The organism is Streptomyces vinaceus, from assembly GCF_008704935.1.
Classification (GTDB): Bacteria; Actinomycetota; Actinomycetes; order Streptomycetales; family Streptomycetaceae; genus Streptomyces; species Streptomyces vinaceus.
The window spans coordinates 389,335-409,546 of the sequence record NZ_CP023692.1 but is presented as its reverse complement, the minus strand read 5'-3'; the positions used below and the strand labels follow the sequence as shown (position 1 = coordinate 409,546).

Genomic DNA, 20,212 nt, shown 5'->3' with positions numbered 1-20,212 from the left:
TCCGCTCCTCCGTCCTGCTCGATCGCTCCAACGGCGCCTGCCCAGCGCGCCGCGCTCCACACCTCGCTCGGCGGGTCGCGCGTTCCGGGCCCGCCCCGGTGGGTCGGGCATGCCGGGGAGCGCGCAGGGTAGGCGGAACGCGGGCGGGACCGGCGCGAAGGAGAGCACGTATGCATCGCGTGAACCGCAGGGACCGGGAGAACCGGGCGGCGCTGTTCGACGTCGACGGAACGCTCGCCGACACCAATCACCTGCACGTCGTGTGCTGGTGGGAGGCGCTCCGGCAGGCGGGGTACGACGTGTCCATGCACGCCGTCCACCGGGCCATCGGCCTGCCCGGCGAGGACCTGCTCGCCCATCTGCTGGGCGACGGACAGGACCGGGACACGGACGAGGACGAGGCCCTCAGCGCGGCGCACGACACGCTCTACGCCACGTTCTTCGACCGGCTGCCCCGGATCGAGGCCGCGGACGAGCTGCTGCGCGCGCTCGACCGGCGCGGCTGGCGGGTCGTGCTCGTCACCTCTGCCGGCAGCGCTGAACTCGACGCGCTCAGGCGGGCCGTCGACGCCGACGACGCCATCGCCGCCACCGCGAGCTCCGACGACGTGGAGGAGGGCAAGCCGTCGCCGGACCCCGTCCACCACGCCCTCGATCTCGTCGACGCGTCCGCGCACGCCTCCGTGTTCGTCGGAGACACCGTCTGGGACATGAAGGCCGCCGCCCGGGCCGGAGTCGCGGCCGTGGGCCTGCTGTGCGGAGGGATCCCGCGCCTCGACCTCGAAGAGGCCGGGGCGCGCGCGGTCTACCGGGACCCCGCCGACCTCCTTGCCCGGCTCGACGGGAGCCCCTTCGCCTGAGGGGCCCGCACCGGCTGCCCGCCGCCTGCCCCGGAGTCAGGACGCGGGGTTTCCCCAACCCTCCTCCAGCAGGCCGAACACCTCGTACAAGGCCTTCCGCGGGTCCGCCCGGCCGCGGGCCAGCCTCGGGCTCTCCATGACGAAGCGGGCCAGCGCGGCGGTGCGGACATCGCCCTCGGGGGCGCCGGTGGCCTCCGTGAGGGCGGCGGCCAGAGCCTTCTCGTGCCGGAGCCACATCCGGTCCCTGTACTCCTGGAGGGCCGGGGTCGACTCCACCAGAGCCGTGAACGCGGTGAAACCGGGGGAGTCCTGTTGGGTCGCCGTGAGGGTGTGCGCCAGGTGATCGCGCAGAGCGTGCAGGACCGGCCGGCCCGGAGCGCGGTCGTGCACGGCCGCGATGAGGGCGGCCTCATTGCCCTCGTCCTCGTCGAAGACCAGTGCTTCCTTGCTCGGGAAGTGCTTGAACAGGGTCGTCACCGCCACGTCGGCAGCCTCGGCCACCTCCCTGACGCCCACGTGGTCGAAGCCGCGCTCGGTGAAGAGCCGCAGGGCGGCGTCCGCCAGCGCCTTGCGCGTCTGTGCCTTCTTGCGCTCGCGGCGCCCCGTCGTCCCGGTCATGCGGGCCACCCTACCGCGCTGCGGCTAACGGATCACTAACCGTAGCGGTTGCGCCTTTGGGCTTCCCTCTTGTTCGGGACCACTGCCCCGCGGGAGCGCGGGGCAGTGGTCGGTGTTCACCTCGGCATCGCGGGTAGGGGCTCAAGGGGAGCCGGGGACGGGGGCGGGCGCACGGGGCCGGGGACGACGCGGAGCCGGAAAGGAGCGGGCTGATGGGATCAGGGGCCCGGACGAGGAGGCTCGGCCTGTACGGCGCGGCCACGGCGGTCGGACGGTGCCGCGCCTTCTGCCGCGGCGTGCTCGCGGACTGGGCCTGGCCCGCACCGGAACACCTCGGGGGGCTCGCGCAGGAGGAACGCGACGCAGTCGTCGAGGACGTTCTGCTGTTGGTCTCCGAGGCGGTGACCAACGCGGTCCGGCACGGGGGAGGCCCGACGGAACTCGTGCTGAGGCTCGGCCCGGGCGACCCGGATGCCGCGGTCACCCGCGCGGGAGACCTGCGGATCGAGGTGAGCGACGCCAGCCGTGCGCTCCCGCGCCTGCGGACCCCGACGGTGCGCGGGCTGCCCGGCGGTTACGGCCTGATCATGATGAACCTGCTGGCCAGGCGCTGGGGAGTGGTGCCGCGCGACGGCGGCAAGACCGTCTGGTTCGACATGCCCGCCACGTATCAGCCGAGAGCCTCGCCGTCCCCGGCCGGATGCGCACCGGGGCCGGAGCCGTTCCGGAAGTAGTGGCCGGTCCCCGTCAACTCCAGCAGCCGGGCCACTCGGGGGCTGATGTTGACCACCCTGAAGCGCGCGGCCCGGCGGCTGGGGTCGACGCCCGCCTCCAGGCGGGCCCGCAGCAGCACGTTCAGGCAGGCGCAGTCGCAGAAGGTGACCTCGGCCAGATCGACCACCAGCCCGCGGGGGTACGCGCGCAGGGCGGAGGCCAGAACGTCCCAGAGCTCCGAGGCGCAGTCCTGATCGACTTCCCCGGCGAGGACGACGAGTGCGCCGCCCGTGCCATCGGCTTCCACGCGGACCGTCGACCCTGCGTCGTCCCCCCGCGTCGTCACCGCGCTGTCCTGAGCTGGAGACATCTCCCGACTCCCTTGACCCAGTCGGATCGCTGCCATCTCGATCGTCCGCCGTGCGAGATCATACGTCAAGAATTACTGGAAAAGTATTTCGCGTTTTCCCTTACACGTCTTGGGTTACGCGAGTCGCGTCGCGCGAACCGTCTTGCACGACTTGTCTCACACGAATGTCGCGGCGCATGATGGAGGCATGGCAAGCAGCTCAGAGAGCCGACCCTCCTGGACCTTCCTGACGAATCACGCCCGGGTCCTCGTGGCGATCTCCCGGGATCCCGGGGTGCGCCTGCGCGATGTCGCGGTCACCTGCGGACTCACCGAGCGCACGGTCCAGGCGATCGTCGCCGACCTCGAAGCGGACGGCTATCTGAGCCGCTCGCGCGACGGCAGGCGCAACCGCTACGAGATCGCCGAGGGGGCGATGTTCCGGCACCCGGCGGAGGCCGGCCACGAAGTTGCCGGTCTGCTCGCCCTCCTCGCCGAGGACGTGTCCCCGGCGGGGCGGTAGCGCACACGTCGGCCTCCCCGGCACCGTGAAGGTGCGAGGGAGGCCCGTCTCGTGACCGAGCGCGTCAGTCCTTGAAGGTGTCCTTGATCTTCTCCTTGGCCTGACGGGCGTCGCCCTTCGCCTTCTCGGCGCGGCCTTCGGCGGTCAGCCGTTCGTTGCCGACAGCCCGGCCCGCCGTCTCCTTGAGCTTGCCCTTGGCCTGCTCCCGCTTGGCGTTGGCCTTCTGTTCACCGGACATGGTGGGTCCTCCACGGGGAAGGGAACTGCGGACGCCCGGCGTTTGACCCGGATGGCCCCCGGCAAACGCGCAGATGCCGGACGGGGGACACCCGTACGGGGGAGAAGGCGGTCACCGGCCGGGGCGATGGGGCCGGAGACCGGTGCGGGGGTGCGAAGTTGCCACCGGCGGTCGGTGGACGGTCGTCGCGTCACGTCCCCGGAAGTCCGAGGAGGCCGGCCATGGTCCCGCGTCCCGCGCCGCAGCCGAGCCCGCCCGGCGGAGCGGGGCGCCGTGCCCTGCTGATGGGGGCCGCTGCCTGGTGTGCCGCCGCGGCCGGCTGCGCGAAGAGCACGGGGACCCCGACCGCCGCAGGGGTACGTACGCAGGCCGAGGCCGCGCACGCCACCGCACCGGCGCCCGCGCCCTCGGGGGCGCTTCCGGCCGCGGTTCCGTGGCGCCCGGGGCCCGGCGAGATCGAGCCCGCGGTCAAACTCGCCGCCGTACGGCTCGTCGAGGCGCTCGGGACCTGGCCGGCGGGCCGGGGCGGCCCGCGCAACGCGACGGCCCGGGCGGCGGCGCTCGGCATCCCCGCGCCCCTGGCCGCCAGGTTCGCGGCCGAAGCGGGCCCGCTGACCCCCGCGGCGGACCAGGCGGTCGTCCGCGTGATCGACGCCCAGTACGGCGGCCTGCTGCCCGACACGGCGAGCGTCCTGATCCCCTGCGCCCAGTCCACCCGGACCGGCTCCACCGTCCGCGAGGGCGGAACCACGATCGACGTACGCCTGGAGCGCACCGCCGCCGGCTGGGCCGTCACCGCGCTGCACCCCGGCCGCCCGGGACGGCCCGCGGCCGCGCCGGGCGCCCCGGCACGGGCCGTGCTGGCCCAGCCCCGGATCGAGCTCCCGCCCGGCTCGGCCGCGGACATCCGCAGCGGCGCCGTGCACGAGAGCGTCCTGCGCGCGATGCTCCGGCTCGCGGACACCTTCCGGTTCTCGGTGAGCGTGGTCCGCTCGGGTCACCCCGTCGACGTGTTCGGCACCAGCCGGCCGAGCGACCACCCCCTCGGCCGCGCCTTCGACGTCTGGGCCGTGGACGGCCGTCCCGTCGTCGACCCCGCGACTCCCCGGAGCCTCATCACCGCCTTCATGCGCGCGGCGGCGGCCGCAGGCTCGTACAACGTCGGCGGCCCCGTACGGCTTTCGGGCGGCACCCGGCCGAACCAGTTCTTCTCCGACGCCACGCACCACGACCACGTACACGTCGGTTTCGCCGCCTGAAACCGGCCTCCCCGCACCGGCGCACGGGTGAACACGCCCGGGCCGGGGCCGGATGCTTGTAGCATTCCTGCCCATGTCGAAGCCTGACGACCTGCTCGTTGCCATCGCCACCGCCGTGGAGGCGCAGCAGACCAATCAGATGTCCTTGACCGTCCTGGTGGACGGCGCCGTCATCACCGGCCGCCTGGCCCCCGAGAGCGCGTGGCGCCGGCGGGTGGCCGAGGTCCTCGCGGACTCGGACCGGCTCGGTACGTTCGCGAGCCTGTTCATGGACGCCGACGACGGCGATCCAGCGCCCAGTGCCCCGCCGACCCCCTCCTACCTGCACTTCCACGTCGCCCGCATCCTCCAGGGCACCGTGGGCATCCCCGAGACCGGAGGGATGTACCGGATCGCCATCAAGGACGTCAGCGCCTGGACGATGGGCGACTTCAGCTACTCCGAACCGTAAATCCCACTCCAACGGCCCCGTTTGGGCCGGCGCCGCCAGGGCAGCCGCACAGACATGTCTGAGCTGGACGAACGGGACACGCGGACGGTCACCACCAAGATCCCGGCACGACTGGACCGGCTGCCCTGGTCACGGTGGCACTGGATGATCGTGATCGGCCTGGGGACCGTATGGATCCTGGACGGCCTCGAAGTCACGGTCGTCGGAAGCATCGCGGGGCGGCTGTCCGAGGAGGGCAGCGGCCTCGACATCACCGACGCCCAGGTCACCGGCATGGCCGCCGCGCTGTACGTGGCGGGGGCCTGCTCGGGCGCGCTGGTGTTCGGGCGGCTGACGGATCTGTACGGCCGCAAGAAACTCTTCCTGGTCACGCTCGGCGTCTACCTGGCGGCGACGGCCCTCACCGCGGTCTCGTTCTCCGCCTGGTGGTTCTTCCTCTTCCGCTTCCTCACCGGATTCGGTATCGGAGGCGAGTACGCGGCCATCAACTCCGCCATCGACGAACTCATCCCCGGCAAGTACCGCGGCCGGGTCGACCTGATCATCAACGGCAGCTTCTGGCTCGGTGCGGTGGCCGGCGCGCTGCTCTCGGTCCTCGCGCTGAACGTGAACGTCTTCCCGCCCTCGGTCGGATGGCGGCTCACCTTCGCCCTCGGTGTGGTCCTGGGCCTGGTGATCCTCCTCGTACGGCGCCACGTACCGGAGAGCCCGCGCTGGATGTTCATCCACGGAAGGGCCGAGGAGGCCGAGCGGCTAGTCACCGAGATCGAACGACGGGTGGAGGAGGAGAAGGGCGAACCGCTCCCCGAGGCCGGGGAGTCCATCACGGTCACCCAGCGCCACAGCATCGGATTCGGCCTGATCGCCAAGACCGTCTTCCGCTCCTACCCCCGCCGCGCCGTCCTGGGGCTTTCCCTGTTCATCGGCCAGGCCTTCCTCTACAACGCCATCACCTTCGGGTTCGGCAGCATCCTGATCCGCTTCTTCGACGTCTCCAGCACGGTCACGGGCTACTACTTCGCCGTCATCGCCGTCGGGAACTTCTTCGGCCCGCTCTTCCTCGGCCGGCTGTTCGACAGCTGGGGACGGCGCCCGATGATCGCGGGCACCTACGTGCTCTCGGGGCTGCTGCTCTTCGGTACGGCCTGGCTGTTCGGCGCCGGCCTGCTGAACGCCGTCACGATGACGGCGTGCTGGTGCGTGGTCCTCTTCTTCGCCTCGGCCGGGGCGAGTTCGGCGTACCTCACGGTCAGCGAGATCTTCCCGATGGAGACGCGGGCGATGGCCATCGCCTTCTTCTACGCGATCGGAACGGCGGCCGGCGGCATCTCGGGCCCCCTGGTCTTCGCCGGTCTCACGTCGAGCGGCGTGGTCTCCGACACCGTGCTGGCCTTCTGCATCGGCGCCTCGCTGATGGTGGCCGCGGGCATCGTGGCCGTCTTCTTCGCGGTGGCCGCGGAGGGCAAGCCGCTGGAACAGATCGCGACCCCCCTGTCGGTCCGCGGCGCCGGCGACGCGTCCGCCTGACGGCCGCCGGCGCCCGCACCCTTTCGGGGAACCGCTGCGCCATTCGGGCGAGTGGGCGGCACGTCGCCGGACCGGGCGGCGTCTCCCGAGGCAATGTCGAACGCGGGCCGGCCGGGAACCGGCGGGCCGAGGCATGGGCCACGGACGGGAGAAACACATGGGGCAGCGCAACAAGCAGGCTCGGACGGTGTGGGCGACGGCCGCCATGGGGGTGGCGCTGCTGCTCCAAGGCGCCCCCGCGGCCATGGCGCAGCCGGTGCCGGGCGAGGCCTCGGCCGCAGCGCCGGAGGAGGCCTCCGCCGAGGCCGCCGGGTCCTCGTACGTGCAGGGCGTCGTGGTCAGCCGCGTCACCCTCCACGTACGGGCCAGGGCGACGACCTCTGCCCAGGTGCTCGGCTCGCTGGAGCCGTCCGAGAAGGTGAAACTGTCCTGCCAGGCCAAGGGCTCCTCGGTGGAGGGCAACAACATCTGGTACCGGCTGCACGGGGAGCCCGGCTGGGTCTCGGCCCGGTTCGTGCACAACTACACGCCGGTCCGGTGGTGCTGACGGGCGGCGTACCGCCGCGCCCTACCGGTCGGCGGGCGGGCGCTCCCGCCACAGCCGGCTGAGCCACGGGCGCCGGACGCGCTGTGCGCGGGAGTGCCGGTCGAGTTCCTCCACGAGCCGTTCGGAGCGCTTCTCCACGCCCAGTTCGTCCAGCACCCGGTCGGCTTCCGCGAGCAGGGCCCCGTACAGCTGCCACGTGCCGGGCCTGGCTCGCGCCTCTTCCTGCAGGAGTCGCGCGGCCCGCTCGCGGCTGACCCTGGCCGCCGCGAGTTCCTGCGTCAGCCGGACCTCCGCCTCCTCGGCGCTCGCGCTGATCTGAGCCGTGATGAGTACGGCGAAGTTGTCGACGGCGCTCGCCATGTGGGTGAACAGCTCGCGCAGCGCGTCCGCGAGGTGGTCGTGGAACAGCGGGCCGTCCGTACGCGTCTTGGCCAGGTCGGTCAGGGTGCGGCAGCAGACGCGCAGGACCACGGCGCAGATCTCCAGGGTGTCCAGTCCGGTGCGGAGCACCAGGCGGAAGAGGAGCCCCTCCTTGACCCGGGGATTGAGCCGCAGGCTGTCCTCGGCCTGCCGCAGCGCCGCGTCCACGCCCGCGATGTCGTTGTCCAGCCGCCGTGCCTCGTGCAGCCGGGCCGCCGCCTTCTCCACGGGAGTGTGCTCCGCCAGCTCGTCACCGAGGTGGCCCAGCAGGTCGCGCATGCGCCCGGCGAGCGAGGTGATCGCCTCGCTCGCCGGTGCCACCCATACGGGCGGTGCGAGGAAGACGTTGAACAGGAGCCCCACGACCGCGCCGATCAGCGTCTCCAGGACCCGGTCCCAGGCGGTGGACGCCACCTGCGTCACGCCGAGCACCAGCATGGCGCTGATCGCGACCTCGGGGACGAACTCGTCGACCCGTACGAGGTGGCCCACGACGAGCGAGGTGAGGATGACCAGCCCCAGGCTCCACCAGGTGAGCCCCACGAGGGTGCTGAACCCGATGGCGACGAGGACGCCCGCGACCACCGAGTTCACCCGCCGGATGCCGGTGGTGAGGGTGGTGTAGAGGGTGACCTGGACGACGAGCAACGCCGTCAGGGGCGCGGTGAGGGGCGCCGGCTCGCTGCTCAGCCAGAGCGCGACGACATAGGACACCACGGCCGCCGCCGTCGACCGGACGGCCTGTACGACGACGGGCTCCCGGCGGCGGCTGACGAGGGTACGTACGGTGACGATGACTTCGGGCATACGTGCGAGCCTTCCCGGAGTCGGCGGCACCACGCGTCACACTGATCACTTCGGCACCACGGTACGCGAGGTGGTCCCCATCGGCTCCTGCTCGCCCGGGGCGGATACCCCGTACGGCCTACGCCGTCCTGCGACCCGGGCGGCCGGGGTCAGGCGAGATCCGTGGGAGTCGGCTTAGGGTGGGTCGGGGGGAGGTCGAGGGAGGTCGGAGCGGGTGTCCACGTCAAGCCATGAGGTGTTCGGGGCGCCGTGCTGGGTCAGCCTGATGACCGGCGACCTCGATGCCGCCCAGCGGTTCTACGGCGCGGTACTGGGCTGGGGGTTCCGCCCCACCCGCCTCGGCGAGGGGTTCTCCGTCGCGATGCGTGACGGGGCTCCGGTCGCCGGGATCGGCGGGCTCGCGAGGCGGCTGGGGGTGCCGGTGGCGTGGACCCCGTACTTCGCCGTCGACGACGCGGACGTGACGGCCGCCCGGGTGCGCGAGCGCGGGGCCACGATGGCGGTGGGACCGCTGGCCTTCGGGACCGGCCGGGCGGCGCTCGCGGCCGACCCCGACGGGGCGGTCTTCGGGTTCTGGCAGGGCGAGGTGATCCCGGACTGGACGGCCCATCCCGGCGGCGCCGCCGCCTGGCTCGAACTGCGCACCCGCGACGCGTTCGCCGCGGCCGTGTTCTACGGCGAGGTCCTCGACTGGGCCTGTGAACGCTCCGGGTGCTGCGACGTCTCGTACGAGCAGGACCACGTGGTCGTCCGGCGCGGCCGCGACACCGTCGCCGTGATCAGCGGCGGAGCCGTCGAGGAGGCGCCGGACCCGCAGGTCCGGCCGCGCTGGCACGTCCACTTCGACGTGCCGGACCTCGAAGCCGCGGTCGAGACCGCCACGCGGCTCGGCGGCCGCACCGTCTCCCCCGTCCACACCACGTCCGCGAGCCGCCGGATCACCCTGGCCGATCCGGACGGCGCCCTCTTCACGATCGTGGCCGCCCCCTAGCCGCGGGCGGCGAAGGCCTTCGTGAAGGCCAGCGGCTCCTGGACGACGGACGAACACGTGGCGTCCGCGGAGTTCTTCGCACCGCCCGGGCACTGCTTGTCACGGGCGCCCGACCACATCGCGAGCCAGCCGAGGCCCTTCGCGCGGGCGAAGTCCACGAGCTGCTTGGCGTCCTCCGGGGTGAAGACCTCGACGGCGACGTCGTTGACGCCGATCATCGGGGTCACGGCCACCGCCTTCCACGCCGCCGCGTCGCTCAGGCCCAGTACGCCCTTGATCTGCGCCTGCGTCGCGGTGGCCGCCTGGATGGCGTAGCCGCCCATGTCAGCGCCGTACGCCGGACCGTAGTCCATCGCCATGATGTTGACGGCGGACACCGCCACCCCGTTGCGCTTGGCGTTGGCGATCAGGTCGACTCCGGGCTGCGTCAACCCCTCCGGCATCACGGGCAGGGTGAACGAGACGTCGAGCCCGGGGTGCGACTTCTGGAGCTGAGCGATCGCCTGCGCGCGCCGGGTGTTCGCGGCCGTGTCGGGCAGGGCCGCGCCCTCGATGTCGAAGTCCACCTTGGTCAGCCGGTACGTGTCCACCACCTTGCCGTACGCGGCGGCGAGGTCGGCGGCGGAGCCGCAGGCCAGCCCCAGCTCGGAGCCGGCGGCGCCGCCGAACGACACCCGCACGTCACCGCCCTTGGCCCGCAGGGCGGAGATCTGCGAGGCGACCCGGTCGTCCCCGAGGGCCGTGACCCCGCCCCAGAGGGGGGAGCAGCCGCCGCCGGAGGTGATGAAGGCCAGGTTGAACTCCTTCACCCCGGTCTTGGCCGCCGTGTCCAGCAGGTCGAAGGCCGGGTAGAGCGAGGTGTCCACGTACGGGGCGAACCCGGCCGAACCGGTGGCGCCGCCCGGGGGAACCGTCGGAGTCGGAGTCGGCTTCGCCGTGGGCGTGGCGGTGGCCGTCGCCGTGGGGGCGCCCGTCGGCTGGGCGGTGGGGGAGGCCGGGGCCGTCGGGGCGGTGGTGGGCCGGCCGCTCGGGCTGGGCGTCGGCCCGGTCGCCGGGGAGCACTTCTCCTTGTTGATGAGGCACCCCGTGGGACTGCCCGCGTTGCCGCTCGCGCTCGTCACGAACCCGACGGTGACGGAGGAGCCGGCCGCGAGCCCCGCGGTGTCCCACTTCGGGGGCTTGACCGTCACGTGCTGCCCGTTGACGGTGTGTTCGCCGTTCCAGAGGGAGGCCAGGGAGGTCCCGGCGGGCAGGTCGAATTCGAGGGTCCAGTCCTTGAGGGCCGCGCCGCTGTGGTTGGTGACGACGTACTGCCCGGTGTAACCGGTGGTCCAGCTGCTCGCCTTGGTGAAGGTCGCGCCGACCGACGCCGCCTGCGCGGTACCGGTCAGTGCCAGGGCGGTGCCCCCGACGGCCGTCGCGACGGCCAGGGCCGCGGCCGCCTTCGTCTTGGCGCTCGTCGTACGGCGATGGGAATGGCCAGCCATGAGGACCTGCCTCCGTGCTCGGGGGATGAGGATCGAGCAGCACGCTAGCGAGGCCAAAACGGACGAATGTGCGGTTCGGGCCCCGCGCCCAAGTTCTTGAGGCGGCCTTAAGGAACGGATCGGGGAGGGTTAATGACCACGGAACGCAGGGCGACCGCGTCAGCGCTTCAGGTAGGCGAGCACGGCCAGGACCCGGCGGTTGTCGTCCGGGGACGGGCCGATGCGGAGCTTCGCGAAGATGCTCGCGGTGTGCTTGGCCACCGCGCTCTCGCTGACGTGCAGCCCGCCGGCTATCGCCGCGTTCGACCGGCCCTCGGCCATCAGCTCCAGGACGTCGTGCTCCCGCGCGGTCAGCCCGTCCGTCAGCCCCCGGGCGTCACCACGGGCCAGCAGCCTAGCGATGACCTGCGGATCCATGACCGTACCGCCGCCGGCCACACGGCGTACGGCGTCGACGAACTGGCCGGTGTCGGTCACCCGGTCCTTGAGCAGATAGCCGACGGCTCCCGCGCCGTCCGCCAGCAGTTCGTTGGCGTAGAGCTGCTCGACGTACTGGGACAGCACCAGGACGGGAAGGCCGGGGCGTCTGCGCCGGGCCTCCAGCGCCGCCTGCAGGCCCTCGTCGGAGAACGTCGGCGGCAGCCGTACGTCGACCACCGCGACGTCGGGCGCCTCGTCCAGCAGCGCCCGCAGCAGGGCGGGTCCGTTGTCCACGGCAGCGACCACCTCGCAGCCGTGGTCCTGGAGGGTGCGGACCAGCCCGTCCCTCAGCAGGAAGAGGTCTTCGGCGAGGACAACGCGCATGGGATCTCCAGCGTCACGGTGGTCGGGCCGCCCCGCGGACTGCGCAGGACGAGGATGCCGTCGAAGGTACTCAACCGGCGGCGGACCCCACGCAGTCCGGTGCCGCCCGCCGACTCGTCCGCGCCGCCGCGGCCGTCGTCGGCGACCGTGATCCGCAGCAGCGCGCCCCCGACGTGTTCCAGGAGCACGCTCACGCCGTGGGCGCCGGAGTGCTTCGCCGCATTGGCCAGCAGCTCGTTGACGGCGAAGTACGCGGCGGACTCCACCGGCGCCGGGAGCCGGCCCGCCAGCCGGTCCACGACGTCGACGTCGAGGAAGGCGTCGAGTGCCAACGACCGGACGGCGTCGCCCAGACCGCGATCGGCCAGGACCGGCGGGTGAATGCCGCGGACCAGCTCCCGCAGGTCCCGCAGCGCCCTGGCGGAGGTCTCCCGGCCCTCCGACAGCAGGTCGCGGGCAGCGGCCGGATCGGTGTCGACGAGCCGGGCGGCCCGGTCCAGCGCCATGCCGAGGGCGACGAGCCGGGCCTGCGCGCCGTCGTGCAGGTCCCGCTCGATGCGGCGCAGCTCCGCCGACTGGATGTCGAGGGCCTCGGCCCGCGTCTCGGTCAAGCGCGAGACGCGCCGCCTGAGTTCGGTGGTGGCGGGCGCGGACAGCAGGCGCCGGCCCCAGCGCGCGTGGAGCCGGAGTACGGCGGGCGCCCCGTAGGCTCCTGCGGCGATGAAGGCGAGCCCCAGCACGAGTGCGGCGAGCATCGCCGGGGCGCTGTCCACCAGGACGAACGCGTACCAGTTGCCGTCGCCGAGCCGGCGCCACACCAGCGGCTGCACCAGCGCGCCGAAGGCCCCGTACTCGACGAGCGCGAGGGGTACGGCCACGAGCAGCCCGCCGGTCGCCGGCTCCAGCCAGGCCCAGGCGAGGTCGCGCCAGAACCCCTCGTTCCCGAGGACCGCGGCGGCCCGCGCGCGGCGGCTCGCGGCGCCGTCGACGGCCAACGGCTCGGGCGGGCTGATACGGATGCCGCTCCAGTCGGCGGCGCGCCGGCGGGCACGGTCGGACAGCGAGCGCAGTGCGCGGGCGGAGGGCGCGAGCAGGGGGAAGCCGGCCCCGACGGGCAGGAGCAGCAGGGCGAGCACCACGAGGCCGCCGACGGCGGTCACGGCGAAGGCGTACAGGCTGAGCAACTGGCACCGCACGAGGGCGGTCCAGGGGCGCGTCCGTACTCCGTGATCCGTCAACGCACGCTGCCTGCGGGCGGTTTGGTCCCCAGAGCCCATACGGCGGCGGCCGCCAGGCAGGCCAGCGAGAACAACACCATCGGGAGTACGGCTCCTGATTCCTCGTCCATGAACAGCAACAGACCCAAGTTGATCAGTGTATGAAATCCTCCGGCGAACAGCAGCCGTGACCCCCCGCGCATCCGTTCCAGGGCCGACCCCAGCACCACCGACAGGGACACCGTCGCCAGCAGGAACGCCGCCGCGTAGGCGGGGATTTGGGCGAGGACCGGGACATGCCAGACGCCCCAGACCAGCCCCACCACGACCGACGACGCGAGCGGGCCGCACCGCGTACGGAGCAGGGGCTGGAACAGGCAGCGCCAGCCGATCTCCTCGCCGCAGGCGCCGATGAACTGCGCCACGACGATCACGGCGAAGGGGTTGTCCGGCGCATCGGGGCGAAGGGAGCGCACGCCCCCGGTGAGGAGCGCGTACGACAGCGCGCAGAGGGCGACGATCAGCGGCGCGGTGGCCAGCAGCAACACCCCCCGGCCACGCGGGCGTTCCGGTGTGCTCAGGGTGGTGCCCAGCAGGTGCCGGGTGGCGCGCGGCCAGAGCAGCGCGACCGCCGCGACGCCGAGCGCCGGTCCGAACTGGGTCAGTTGGAGGACTTCGGCCGGGACCGGCGTCCCCGTCTGGACCGCGCCCAGCGCGCCGGCCGCCACGAAGGCGACGCCGACGAAGACCGCCGCCTTCGCGCCGATCCTCGGCCTCGGTATCGCAGACGCCTGTCCGTAGCCGTTGCTCATGTCGTCAGCCTCCGTCGTCGGGGGTGGAACCGTTACGCCGTCGACGATGCCGGGCGCGCGGGCCGGCGCCGCTGTACGTAGCTGCCCGATGGGGTGTACCTACGTACACCTGCATCGATTCCCGGGCCCGTGATCGTGCGACGTAAGACTTTCGTCATCCGCGGACCGTGGTGCCCGGATCCCCCGTCCGCATTGAATGGAGCAGAACGGAGCGACGAAGAGGGGCAGTCATGACGGGCACGACCACGACCACGACCACGACCACGACCACGGGCGCGGTGTCGGGGACGGGCAGGCGCCGGCGCCGCCGGCTGCTGACCGGGGTACTGATCGCGGCGGCGCTGGTGCTGGGCGTGGGGCTGTACTGGGCCGAGCCGTGGAAGCTCTGGCAGAACTCCACGGTCAACGAGGCACTGCCCACCGCCCCCGCGGCCCCGGGAACCTCGCGGCCGGGAGCCGCCCCGGCGCCGGGGCCGCAGACCATCGCCCAGGGCTCGCTGATCAGCCACGAGCACAGCACCACCGGCACGGTCAAGCTCATCAGGCTGCCGGACGGCTCGCGCACCCTGCGTCTGGAGAACCTCGACACCAGCAGCGGTCCCGACCTGCGCGTGTGGCTGACCGACGCGCCGGTGAAGGAGGGCGCGGACGGCTGGTTCGTCTTCGACGACGGCAAGTACGTCAGCCTGGGCAAGCTCAAGGGCAACAAGGGCGACCAGAATTACGAGATCCCGGCCGACGTGATCCTCGCGGACTACTCCAGCGTCACCATCTGGTGCGACCGCTTCGACGTGTCCTTCGGCGCGGCGGCCCTCCGGGCCGCCTGACGCCGCTCGTCCGCCCGACGCGCCCCCCGAGCCGGTGTCAGGCCTCCCGGATGAAGCCGGTCAGCGCGGCCACGTACTCCTGGGGGTGCGTCACATGCGGCATGTGACCCGCGCCGTCGAAGGCGGTACGCCGTGTCCGCGGCAGCACCTCGGCCAACCGGTCGAGCACGGCCGCGAACCAGGGCGGGCTCTGCGTCCCCCGGCTGAGCAGCACCGGCACGGTGCACCGGGAGAGTCCGTCGAGGTCCAGCGAGGCCCATTGCGGATCCGACTGCTCGTCCAGCCAGGTCTGGGCATGCGCCGTGAACGACTCCCGCGTCTCCTGCGGCAGCGCGTCCCACATCCCGGGACCGAGGGCTACCTCCTCCACGAACAGGCGGGCGCCCGGCCCGTCCTCGCCCTTGCGCAGGTGGTCCAGCACGGCGTCGACGGAGGTCATCGTCGGCTGGAGCCTGGCCAGCACCGCCGGATCGCTCGCGACGACGTCGATGAGCGGCGGCTCGTGGACGGCGATGGTCCGGAACAGCTCGGGCCGGCGCGCGGCCAGGCCGAGCACGGCTGAGGCGCCGAACGAGTTGCCGGCCACGTGCACCGGGGCGTCCCCCAGCGACCCGATCAGGGCCGCCAGGTCGTCCTCGTCCTGCCGGCGCGTCCCCTGGCCGGGCGGGGAGCCGCTCGCGCCGTGCCCCCGCCGGTCGTAGGCCACCACGGTGAAGCCGGCCTTCAGATCGGCCTGGATCGCGGGCCGCCAGACGGTGTGGTCGGTCCACGAGCCGTGGACCAGTACGAGCGGATCGCCCGTACCGGTGCTTTCGCAGAAGAGGTCCACACCGTCGGCGCGCACCTGTGCCATGTCCTGACTCCTCGCAGCGCGGGTATCCGTCGCAGGGTGTCTTAGCAGGGTGGTGGGCGCTCCTGCTCGCCGCCGCGCCGGTCGGCGCCCGGCGCGGCGCGTCGCGCAAGTGACGATCCGGTCTCGGATGCGGCGATCACCGTTGCCTCCGCCGCCGACGGTGCGTTTGGCGGTCATGGAAGCAGCTTCTACGCGTCCAGTCGTGTCCCCTGACGTTTCTTTCGCGGAGCTCAACGGCGCGTACTGGATCGACTCCGATTCCTCCCTCCACGGCACGGGGGAGTGCGCCCAGTGCGTCCTCCTGCGCGAGGCGGACGGCGAGACCCCGGCCTCGGGGGAGGGCACGGCGGGGGAGGCCCCCCGGTGCGCCGGCATCGGCTGGGCGCTGACCACGGGACGGCCCCTCCTGGTGACCTGCGCGGCGATCACCGTCACCGCGGCGCTCGTCACCGTGGCGCTGGGCTGAGGACCGGGTGGACGGCCGACGCCGGCCTCGGGCTGCCCGGGGAGTTCGGACGGGCGGCGGCGCCCGCCGGTTACCGGCCACCGCGGACCTGCGGGCTTTCGCCGGGCCGGCCCGTGCGCGTAGCGTGGTCGCATGACTACGACACCGGCTGAAGCGGGCGGGCCGGAGGCGGCGCCGTCCCTCCCGCCGAGCAGGCCCGTGGAAGCCGGCCACGCCGTGGACCGGACCCGGCCGCGGATGGAGATCCGCAACCGGCAGACCGCGGGGCTGACGTTCCGCGCGGACCAGTGGGCCGCGAAGAAGGCCGGCGCCCGGGCGACGGCAACGGTGCGGGCCTGGGGGTACGCCGAGCTCGACGAGCCGGACCTCGACACCGCCGTACGGCGTCTCGTGCAGGCGGCGGTCGCCGACGGCGGGAAGCGGATCAGCGTCCACCTCGCCGACCAGGACCAGCGCATCCTCGCCGTCGCGCTCAGCCACGTCGGCGACGCCGCCCCCGGCGAGGACGCCGTACTCACCGAAATCGCCGCCCTGCGGACGGTGGTGAGCTGCGGCAGCGACCTCGCGCCCGACGGGCGGCGGGTGTGGGCCCTGCTGGACGCCGCGCCGCGCGCGCCGCGGGAGCGGCCGTCCCCGCCGGCCGCGGGCGCCGACGCCGACAGGTGAGGGAGGCTCAGGACGGCGTCGCCGTGGCCGGGTTCGGGCGGACGGAGCCCGCCCGCCTCGCACCGGACGCGCGCCGCCCGCGGCGGCGGTGCAGCAGCGCGTCGAGGGAGAGGGCGGGGGCGCCGGCCAGGATCAGCGGGATCCAGGCCATCAGGTACACGAGGTCGTTTCCGTAGTAGTACGGGGTGGTCGGCCAGCTGACGGTCAGCCACAGGCTCAGCGAGATCAGCGCGCCGCCGAGTGCGGCCACCCGGGTCAGCAGCCCGGCCAGGGCTCCCAGGCCGACGGCCAGTTCCCCGAGGGCGATCGCGATGCCGAAGGCCACCGGACTCTGCGAGGAGAGCTCGACCAGGCCCGGGAGCGCGGCGGAGTCCCGTACGGCCTCCATCTGCTGACCGATCGATCCGTCGCCGGCGGCCGACAGGAACGCGGCGTCCGTCAATTTGTCCAGCCCGGCGTAGACGAACGTGGCGCCGAGGAAGAGGCGCAGCGGCAGGAGGGCGAACTCGGCCGCCCGCGCGCGCAGGTCGGAGGATGTCGTAGTCACACCCTGCACACGCGGGAACCCGCTTCGCGGTTCGGCCGTATTTCGGTGACGGATGCGTGAACCACCCGCCCACTCCCCGCGTGTTCCTGCTGAGACCGGGGTGGCAAGGGATGCTCCGGTCCGCTTCCGGTACGAGAAGGAGATACGGCCATGGGCGACACCACGCGTCGGCGCACGGTTCTCGCGGCGGGCGCCGCCACGCTGGCGGGCACGGTCCTGAGCGGCTGCGGCAACGACGGCGGCACCGAGGCGGCAGGAGACAACGCTCCCGGCAACGCTCCCGGCAGCGCACAGGGCGAACCCTCGGCGGGCGCCGCGGCCGGCGGGGGCGCCGGTACGGGACAGGCGCTCGCGCAGACGGCGGACATCCCGGTCGGCGGCGGGAAGGTGTTCAAGGACCAGAAGGTGGTGGTCACCCAGCCGATGGCGGGCCAGTTCAAGGCCTTCTCGGCCACCTGCACCCATCAGGGCTGCTCGGTGGCGTCCGTGAAGGACGGGAACATCGTCTGCCCGTGTCACCAGAGCCTGTTCAAGATCTCGGACGGGACGGTCGCCGGCGGACCCGCCACGCGCCCGCTGGCGGCGGCGAAGATAGCCGTCGAGGGGGACAAGATCACCCTCGCCTGAGTCCGGTCGGCGCGCCGCCGGGCTCACCGCGCCCGGCGGCGCACCGCGCGTCATGGTGGATGGCGTGGACGTCGATGTGGATGTGGTGGCCGACGAGCTGTACGGGCTGGCGCCGGAGCGGTTCACCGAGGCCAGGGACGAGCGGGCGGCGCGGGCCCGGAAGGCCGGGCAGTCCGGTGCGGCCAAGGCCATCGCCGCGCTGCGGCGGCCGACACGGGCGGCGTACGCCTCGAACCTGCTGGTGCGGCGGCGCCCGGAGGAGGTCGCCGCCTTCCTCGAACTGGGCGAAGCGCTGCGCCGGGCGCAGCGGTCGCTGGACGGCAGCCGGCTCCAGGCCCTTTCCCATCAGCGGCACGCCGTGGTCGCCGCCCTGGCCCGTACCGCCCGGCAGCTGGCCGAGGAGGAGGGCCGGGCGGTCAGCGAGGGCGTCGCGCACGAGGTGGAGCAGACCCTCCGGGCCGCGTTGGCCGATCCCGGCGCCGCCGAGCAGTGGTCGGGCGGACGGCTTTCCGCCGGGCTGAGTCCGCCGGTCGGCTTCACCGGCCTCCCCGAGAAGGCCCCCGTACGGCCGCAGTCCGATCGTCCGGCGAAGCAGAAGCAGGAGCGGAAGCAGAAGCAGAAGCCGAAGCAGCAGCCGGAGCCGGAGCCGGAGCCGGAACAGAGACCGAAGCCGAAGCCGAAGCCGTCCCGCGAGGCGGAGCAGCGCCGGGCCCGGGCCGAGCGGGCCCGGGCCGAGGCCGCGGCACGGGAGGCGGAGCTGCGGGCGGCCGAGCAGGAGCTGGCCGAAGCCGACGCGCGCGTCGGCGGACTGGAGCGGCGACTGCGCGAGGCCCGGACCGCGCGGACCGAGGCACGGCGGGCCCTTGCCGGCGCCACGGACCGGGCGCGCGACGCCGCGCGCGCGGCGCGGGAGTGACCCGGCCGTCGGGCGACGGGGGGTGTTCGGAGGGACACTGGACCCGGGGGCCGATGCCGGATGTGCCGCGCGAACGGAGGCCAGCCGCCATGCTGGGAGACAGCAAGGGATTCAGTGGCTACTCGGTGGACGACATCGAGGGCGCCAAGGGTTTCTACGGTGAGACGCTCGGACTGCGGGTGTCCGAGGACAACGGCCTGTTGACCCTGCACCTGGCGGGGGACACCGACGTGATGCTGTACCCGAAGGAGAACCACCGGGCCGCCACCTTCACGGTGCTGAACTTCCCGGTGGACGACATCGACCGGGCCGTCGACGAACTGTCCGCGCGCGGTGTGACCTTCGAACGCTACGAGGCGTTCGACCAGGACGCCAAGGGGATCGCCCGCGAGGCGCCCGGCCCGGCGATCGCCTGGTTCAAGGACCCGGCCGGGAACATCATCTCCGTCCTCCAGCCCCCCGGGACGTAGCCGCGGCAGGGGGCGTCCGCCGACCCCGGGGCCGGGCCGCCCGACCGGCCGACGGTGGGTGGCAGCAGCCCGGAGGGGGTGGCTAGCCCCATGGTCGAGTCCTCGTCGCGCCGCGATGCTTGAAGCACTTGAGGCCGACTCGAACGAGGAGACGACATGCGGATCGTGGCAGCGGACGGCGTGACCGGAACGGCCCTGGCGGACGGCCGGATGAAGGTACGGACGGCAGAGCGCGGCGAGTTCCGCTGCAGCCCGGTCGGCTCGGCGATGTGGGTGGCCCTGCGGGTCAACGACGGGTTCCTGGAGCTGGCCGCGTCCTCCCTCGCCGACGCCTGGCAGACCGACGAGGTCAAGGTTCGTACGGCGATGCACGCCTGGGCCGAGCGCCTGATGGACGCGGGCCTGCTCAAAGCCGCGGCGTGAGTCCTCGGTCATCCAGTACCGTCCGGGGCATGTTCGTAGTCACCGTTACCTACACGGCACCCCTGGAAGACGTGGAACCCTGGCGGCCGGACCACGGCGACTGGCTGAAGGAGCAGATCTCACGCCAGACGCTCCTGGTGGCAGGGCGGCAGAAGTCACCGACCGGTGGCGTGTACCTCGCGCCGCAGATGCCCGTCGAGGACCTCGGCCGCCTTCTCGCCACCGATCCGTACGTCGTCAACGGCGTCGCCGACCACACCGTCATCGAGTTCACCCCGCACCTCGTGGTACCCGGCCTGGAGCCCCTCACCGCGTACGAGTGAGCCGAGGAGGCGTCCGGTCCGGGCGCTACGGCCCGGAGGCGCCGGCCGTCGGTACGCACAGCACCGGAACCGGCGACAGGTGCAGCAGCTTGTGCGGGGTCGAGCCCAGCAGGGCGCCACGGATCGGACTGTCGCCCCAGCTGCCGACGATGATGACCCGCGCACGGTGGCGCTCCGCGGCATCGAGCAGGGCCTGCGCCGGTTTCTCGTCGACCACCTCGACCGTCGACGGGACACCGGCCTCGTCGGCGGCCTCGACGGCTCGGGCCAGGGCGCTGCGCCCGGCCTGGCGGACGGCTTCCCGGTGGGCCCGGTACTCCTCCCCGGTGGGCCCCGGCGCGGCGGCCCCGTAGACGAGGACGAGCGGTTCGCCGAAGGCGGCGGCGACCTCCAGCGCCACGCGCAGGGCGCGTTCCGCGCCGGGCGACTCGTCGTACCCCAGAACCACGGACATCAGGACTCCTTCGGGA

General features: G+C 73.1%; 27 protein-coding genes. 16 read left to right on the top strand and 11 right to left on the bottom strand.

Translation table 11 applies throughout. The features are described 5' to 3' along the window. Window positions 1-170: 170 nt before the first annotated feature. The gene (locus tag CP980_RS01915) at window positions 171-860 is read left to right on the top strand and encodes an HAD family hydrolase (protein WP_132753395.1); all 690 of its coding nucleotides are present in this window, start codon (window positions 171-173) and stop codon (window positions 858-860) included. Window positions 861-896: 36 nt separating this feature from the next. Here the strand turns inward: CP980_RS01915 and CP980_RS01910 are convergent, their stop codons facing one another. Then, window positions 897-1,478 carry a TetR/AcrR family transcriptional regulator gene (locus CP980_RS01910; RefSeq protein ID WP_150492408.1) on the bottom strand — a complete coding sequence of 194 codons (582 nt, stop codon included), beginning with the start codon at window positions 1,476-1,478 and terminating at the stop codon, window positions 897-899. 212 nt (window positions 1,479-1,690) lie between these two features. Here CP980_RS01910 and CP980_RS01905 point away from each other — a divergent pair, with 212 nt between their 5' ends. Further along, entirely contained in the window at window positions 1,691-2,212 is a 522-nt protein-coding gene (locus tag CP980_RS01905; RefSeq protein WP_132753391.1) for an ATP-binding protein, read from the top strand. Here CP980_RS01905 and CP980_RS01900 read toward each other — a convergent pair. After that, window positions 2,149-2,562 carry an STAS domain-containing protein gene (locus tag CP980_RS01900; protein ID WP_165937184.1) on the bottom strand — a complete coding sequence of 138 codons (414 nt, stop codon included), beginning with the start codon at window positions 2,560-2,562 and terminating at the stop codon, window positions 2,149-2,151. The two genes, CP980_RS01905 and CP980_RS01900, sit on opposite strands and share 64 nt — an antisense overlap. A gap of 187 nt (window positions 2,563-2,749) precedes the next feature. Here CP980_RS01900 and CP980_RS01895 point away from each other — a divergent pair, with 187 nt between their 5' ends. Further along, on the top strand, window positions 2,750-3,064 hold the full coding sequence (locus CP980_RS01895) for a helix-turn-helix transcriptional regulator (protein ID WP_132753387.1): 315 nt from the start codon (window positions 2,750-2,752) through the stop codon (window positions 3,062-3,064). 64 nt (window positions 3,065-3,128) lie between these two features. On the opposite strand, the gene CP980_RS01890 is transcribed toward CP980_RS01895, so the two are convergent. Continuing rightward, a complete protein-coding gene (locus tag CP980_RS01890) occupies window positions 3,129-3,302 on the bottom strand; it encodes a CsbD family protein (RefSeq protein WP_150492407.1) in 174 nt (57 codons plus the stop codon). Between the two features lie 221 nt (window positions 3,303-3,523). Between CP980_RS01890 and CP980_RS01885 the strand changes: the two genes are divergently transcribed. From CP980_RS01885 to CP980_RS01870, 4 genes are all read left to right on the top strand, one after another. Beyond that, window positions 3,524-4,561 carry a hypothetical protein gene (locus CP980_RS01885; RefSeq protein WP_150492406.1) on the top strand — a complete coding sequence of 346 codons (1,038 nt, stop codon included), beginning with the start codon at window positions 3,524-3,526 and terminating at the stop codon, window positions 4,559-4,561. A 73-nt stretch (window positions 4,562-4,634) separates the two neighbouring features. Beyond that, entirely contained in the window at window positions 4,635-5,012 is a 378-nt protein-coding gene (locus CP980_RS01880; RefSeq protein WP_132753383.1) for a hypothetical protein, read from the top strand. A gap of 54 nt (window positions 5,013-5,066) precedes the next feature. Continuing rightward, window positions 5,067-6,539 (top strand): MFS transporter, encoded by a 1,473-nt coding sequence (locus CP980_RS01875; protein WP_132753381.1) that lies wholly within the window; start codon window positions 5,067-5,069, stop codon window positions 6,537-6,539. 157 nt (window positions 6,540-6,696) lie between these two features. After that, complete coding sequence (locus CP980_RS01870) at window positions 6,697-7,086, top strand: SH3 domain-containing protein (protein ID WP_132753379.1); 390 nt, start codon at window positions 6,697-6,699, stop codon at window positions 7,084-7,086. A 21-nt stretch (window positions 7,087-7,107) separates the two neighbouring features. Here CP980_RS01870 and CP980_RS01865 read toward each other — a convergent pair whose 3' ends face one another. Next, window positions 7,108-8,313, bottom strand: coding sequence for an FUSC family protein (locus tag CP980_RS01865; protein ID WP_150492403.1), 1,206 nt, complete (start codon window positions 8,311-8,313; stop codon window positions 7,108-7,110). Between the two features lie 265 nt (window positions 8,314-8,578). Here CP980_RS01865 and CP980_RS01860 point away from each other — a divergent pair, with 265 nt between their 5' ends. After that, window positions 8,579-9,304, top strand: coding sequence for a VOC family protein (locus tag CP980_RS01860; RefSeq protein WP_099896147.1), 726 nt, complete (start codon window positions 8,579-8,581; stop codon window positions 9,302-9,304). On the opposite strand, the gene CP980_RS01855 is transcribed toward CP980_RS01860, so the two are convergent. From CP980_RS01855 to CP980_RS01840, 4 genes are all read right to left on the bottom strand, one after another. Beyond that, entirely contained in the window at window positions 9,301-10,791 is a 1,491-nt protein-coding gene (locus CP980_RS01855; RefSeq protein ID WP_150492402.1) for a cellulose binding domain-containing protein, read from the bottom strand. The genes CP980_RS01860 and CP980_RS01855 overlap by 4 nt on opposite strands. A gap of 159 nt (window positions 10,792-10,950) precedes the next feature. Further along, complete coding sequence (locus CP980_RS01850; protein ID WP_132753373.1) at window positions 10,951-11,595, bottom strand: response regulator transcription factor; 645 nt, start codon at window positions 11,593-11,595, stop codon at window positions 10,951-10,953. Next, complete coding sequence (locus tag CP980_RS01845) at window positions 11,559-12,833, bottom strand: sensor histidine kinase (RefSeq protein WP_229907491.1); 1,275 nt, start codon at window positions 12,831-12,833, stop codon at window positions 11,559-11,561. Before CP980_RS01845 ends, CP980_RS01850 begins: the two co-directional genes overlap by 37 nt. Continuing rightward, a complete protein-coding gene (locus tag CP980_RS01840; RefSeq protein WP_150492400.1) occupies window positions 12,830-13,624 on the bottom strand; it encodes a CPBP family intramembrane glutamic endopeptidase in 795 nt (264 codons plus the stop codon). Before CP980_RS01840 ends, CP980_RS01845 begins: the two co-directional genes overlap by 4 nt. Window positions 13,625-13,854: 230 nt before the next feature. Between CP980_RS01840 and CP980_RS01835 the strand changes: the two genes are divergently transcribed. Then, window positions 13,855-14,451, top strand: a complete 597-nt coding sequence (locus CP980_RS01835) for a DM13 domain-containing protein (RefSeq protein ID WP_150492399.1) — start codon at window positions 13,855-13,857, stop codon at window positions 14,449-14,451. Window positions 14,452-14,488: 37 nt separating this feature from the next. On the opposite strand, the gene CP980_RS01830 is transcribed toward CP980_RS01835, so the two are convergent. Beyond that, window positions 14,489-15,304 carry an alpha/beta fold hydrolase gene (locus CP980_RS01830; protein WP_150492398.1) on the bottom strand — a complete coding sequence of 272 codons (816 nt, stop codon included), beginning with the start codon at window positions 15,302-15,304 and terminating at the stop codon, window positions 14,489-14,491. 202 nt (window positions 15,305-15,506) lie between these two features. Here CP980_RS01830 and CP980_RS01825 point away from each other — a divergent pair, with 202 nt between their 5' ends. Continuing rightward, entirely contained in the window at window positions 15,507-15,770 is a 264-nt protein-coding gene (locus CP980_RS01825) for a hypothetical protein (protein ID WP_132753363.1), read from the top strand. Window positions 15,771-15,902: 132 nt separating this feature from the next. Then, the gene (locus CP980_RS35495) at window positions 15,903-16,436 is read left to right on the top strand and encodes a hypothetical protein (protein ID WP_189999286.1); all 534 of its coding nucleotides are present in this window, start codon (window positions 15,903-15,905) and stop codon (window positions 16,434-16,436) included. 7 nt (window positions 16,437-16,443) lie between these two features. Here CP980_RS35495 and CP980_RS01815 read toward each other — a convergent pair whose 3' ends face one another. After that, window positions 16,444-16,983: a DoxX family protein gene (locus tag CP980_RS01815; RefSeq protein WP_229907490.1), complete on the bottom strand. Its 540-nt coding sequence runs from the start codon at window positions 16,981-16,983 to the stop codon at window positions 16,444-16,446. Window positions 16,984-17,133: 150 nt separating this feature from the next. Between CP980_RS01815 and CP980_RS01810 the strand changes: the two genes are divergently transcribed. From CP980_RS01810 to CP980_RS01790, 5 genes are all read left to right on the top strand, one after another. Beyond that, on the top strand, window positions 17,134-17,610 hold the full coding sequence (locus CP980_RS01810; RefSeq protein ID WP_150492397.1) for a Rieske (2Fe-2S) protein: 477 nt from the start codon (window positions 17,134-17,136) through the stop codon (window positions 17,608-17,610). 64 nt (window positions 17,611-17,674) lie between these two features. Next, window positions 17,675-18,526, top strand: a complete 852-nt coding sequence (locus CP980_RS01805) for a hypothetical protein (protein WP_150492396.1) — start codon at window positions 17,675-17,677, stop codon at window positions 18,524-18,526. An 89-nt stretch (window positions 18,527-18,615) separates the two neighbouring features. Then, a complete protein-coding gene (locus CP980_RS01800) occupies window positions 18,616-18,996 on the top strand; it encodes a VOC family protein (RefSeq protein ID WP_132753355.1) in 381 nt (126 codons plus the stop codon). A gap of 156 nt (window positions 18,997-19,152) precedes the next feature. Continuing rightward, on the top strand, window positions 19,153-19,419 hold the full coding sequence (locus CP980_RS01795) for a PqqD family protein (protein ID WP_123516401.1): 267 nt from the start codon (window positions 19,153-19,155) through the stop codon (window positions 19,417-19,419). A gap of 29 nt (window positions 19,420-19,448) precedes the next feature. Beyond that, window positions 19,449-19,742, top strand: a complete 294-nt coding sequence (locus CP980_RS01790; RefSeq protein ID WP_132753353.1) for a YciI family protein — start codon at window positions 19,449-19,451, stop codon at window positions 19,740-19,742. 25 nt (window positions 19,743-19,767) lie between these two features. Here CP980_RS01790 and CP980_RS01785 read toward each other — a convergent pair whose 3' ends face one another. Next, entirely contained in the window at window positions 19,768-20,196 is a 429-nt protein-coding gene (locus CP980_RS01785) for a universal stress protein (protein WP_132753351.1), read from the bottom strand. Window positions 20,197-20,212 lie beyond the last annotated feature (16 nt).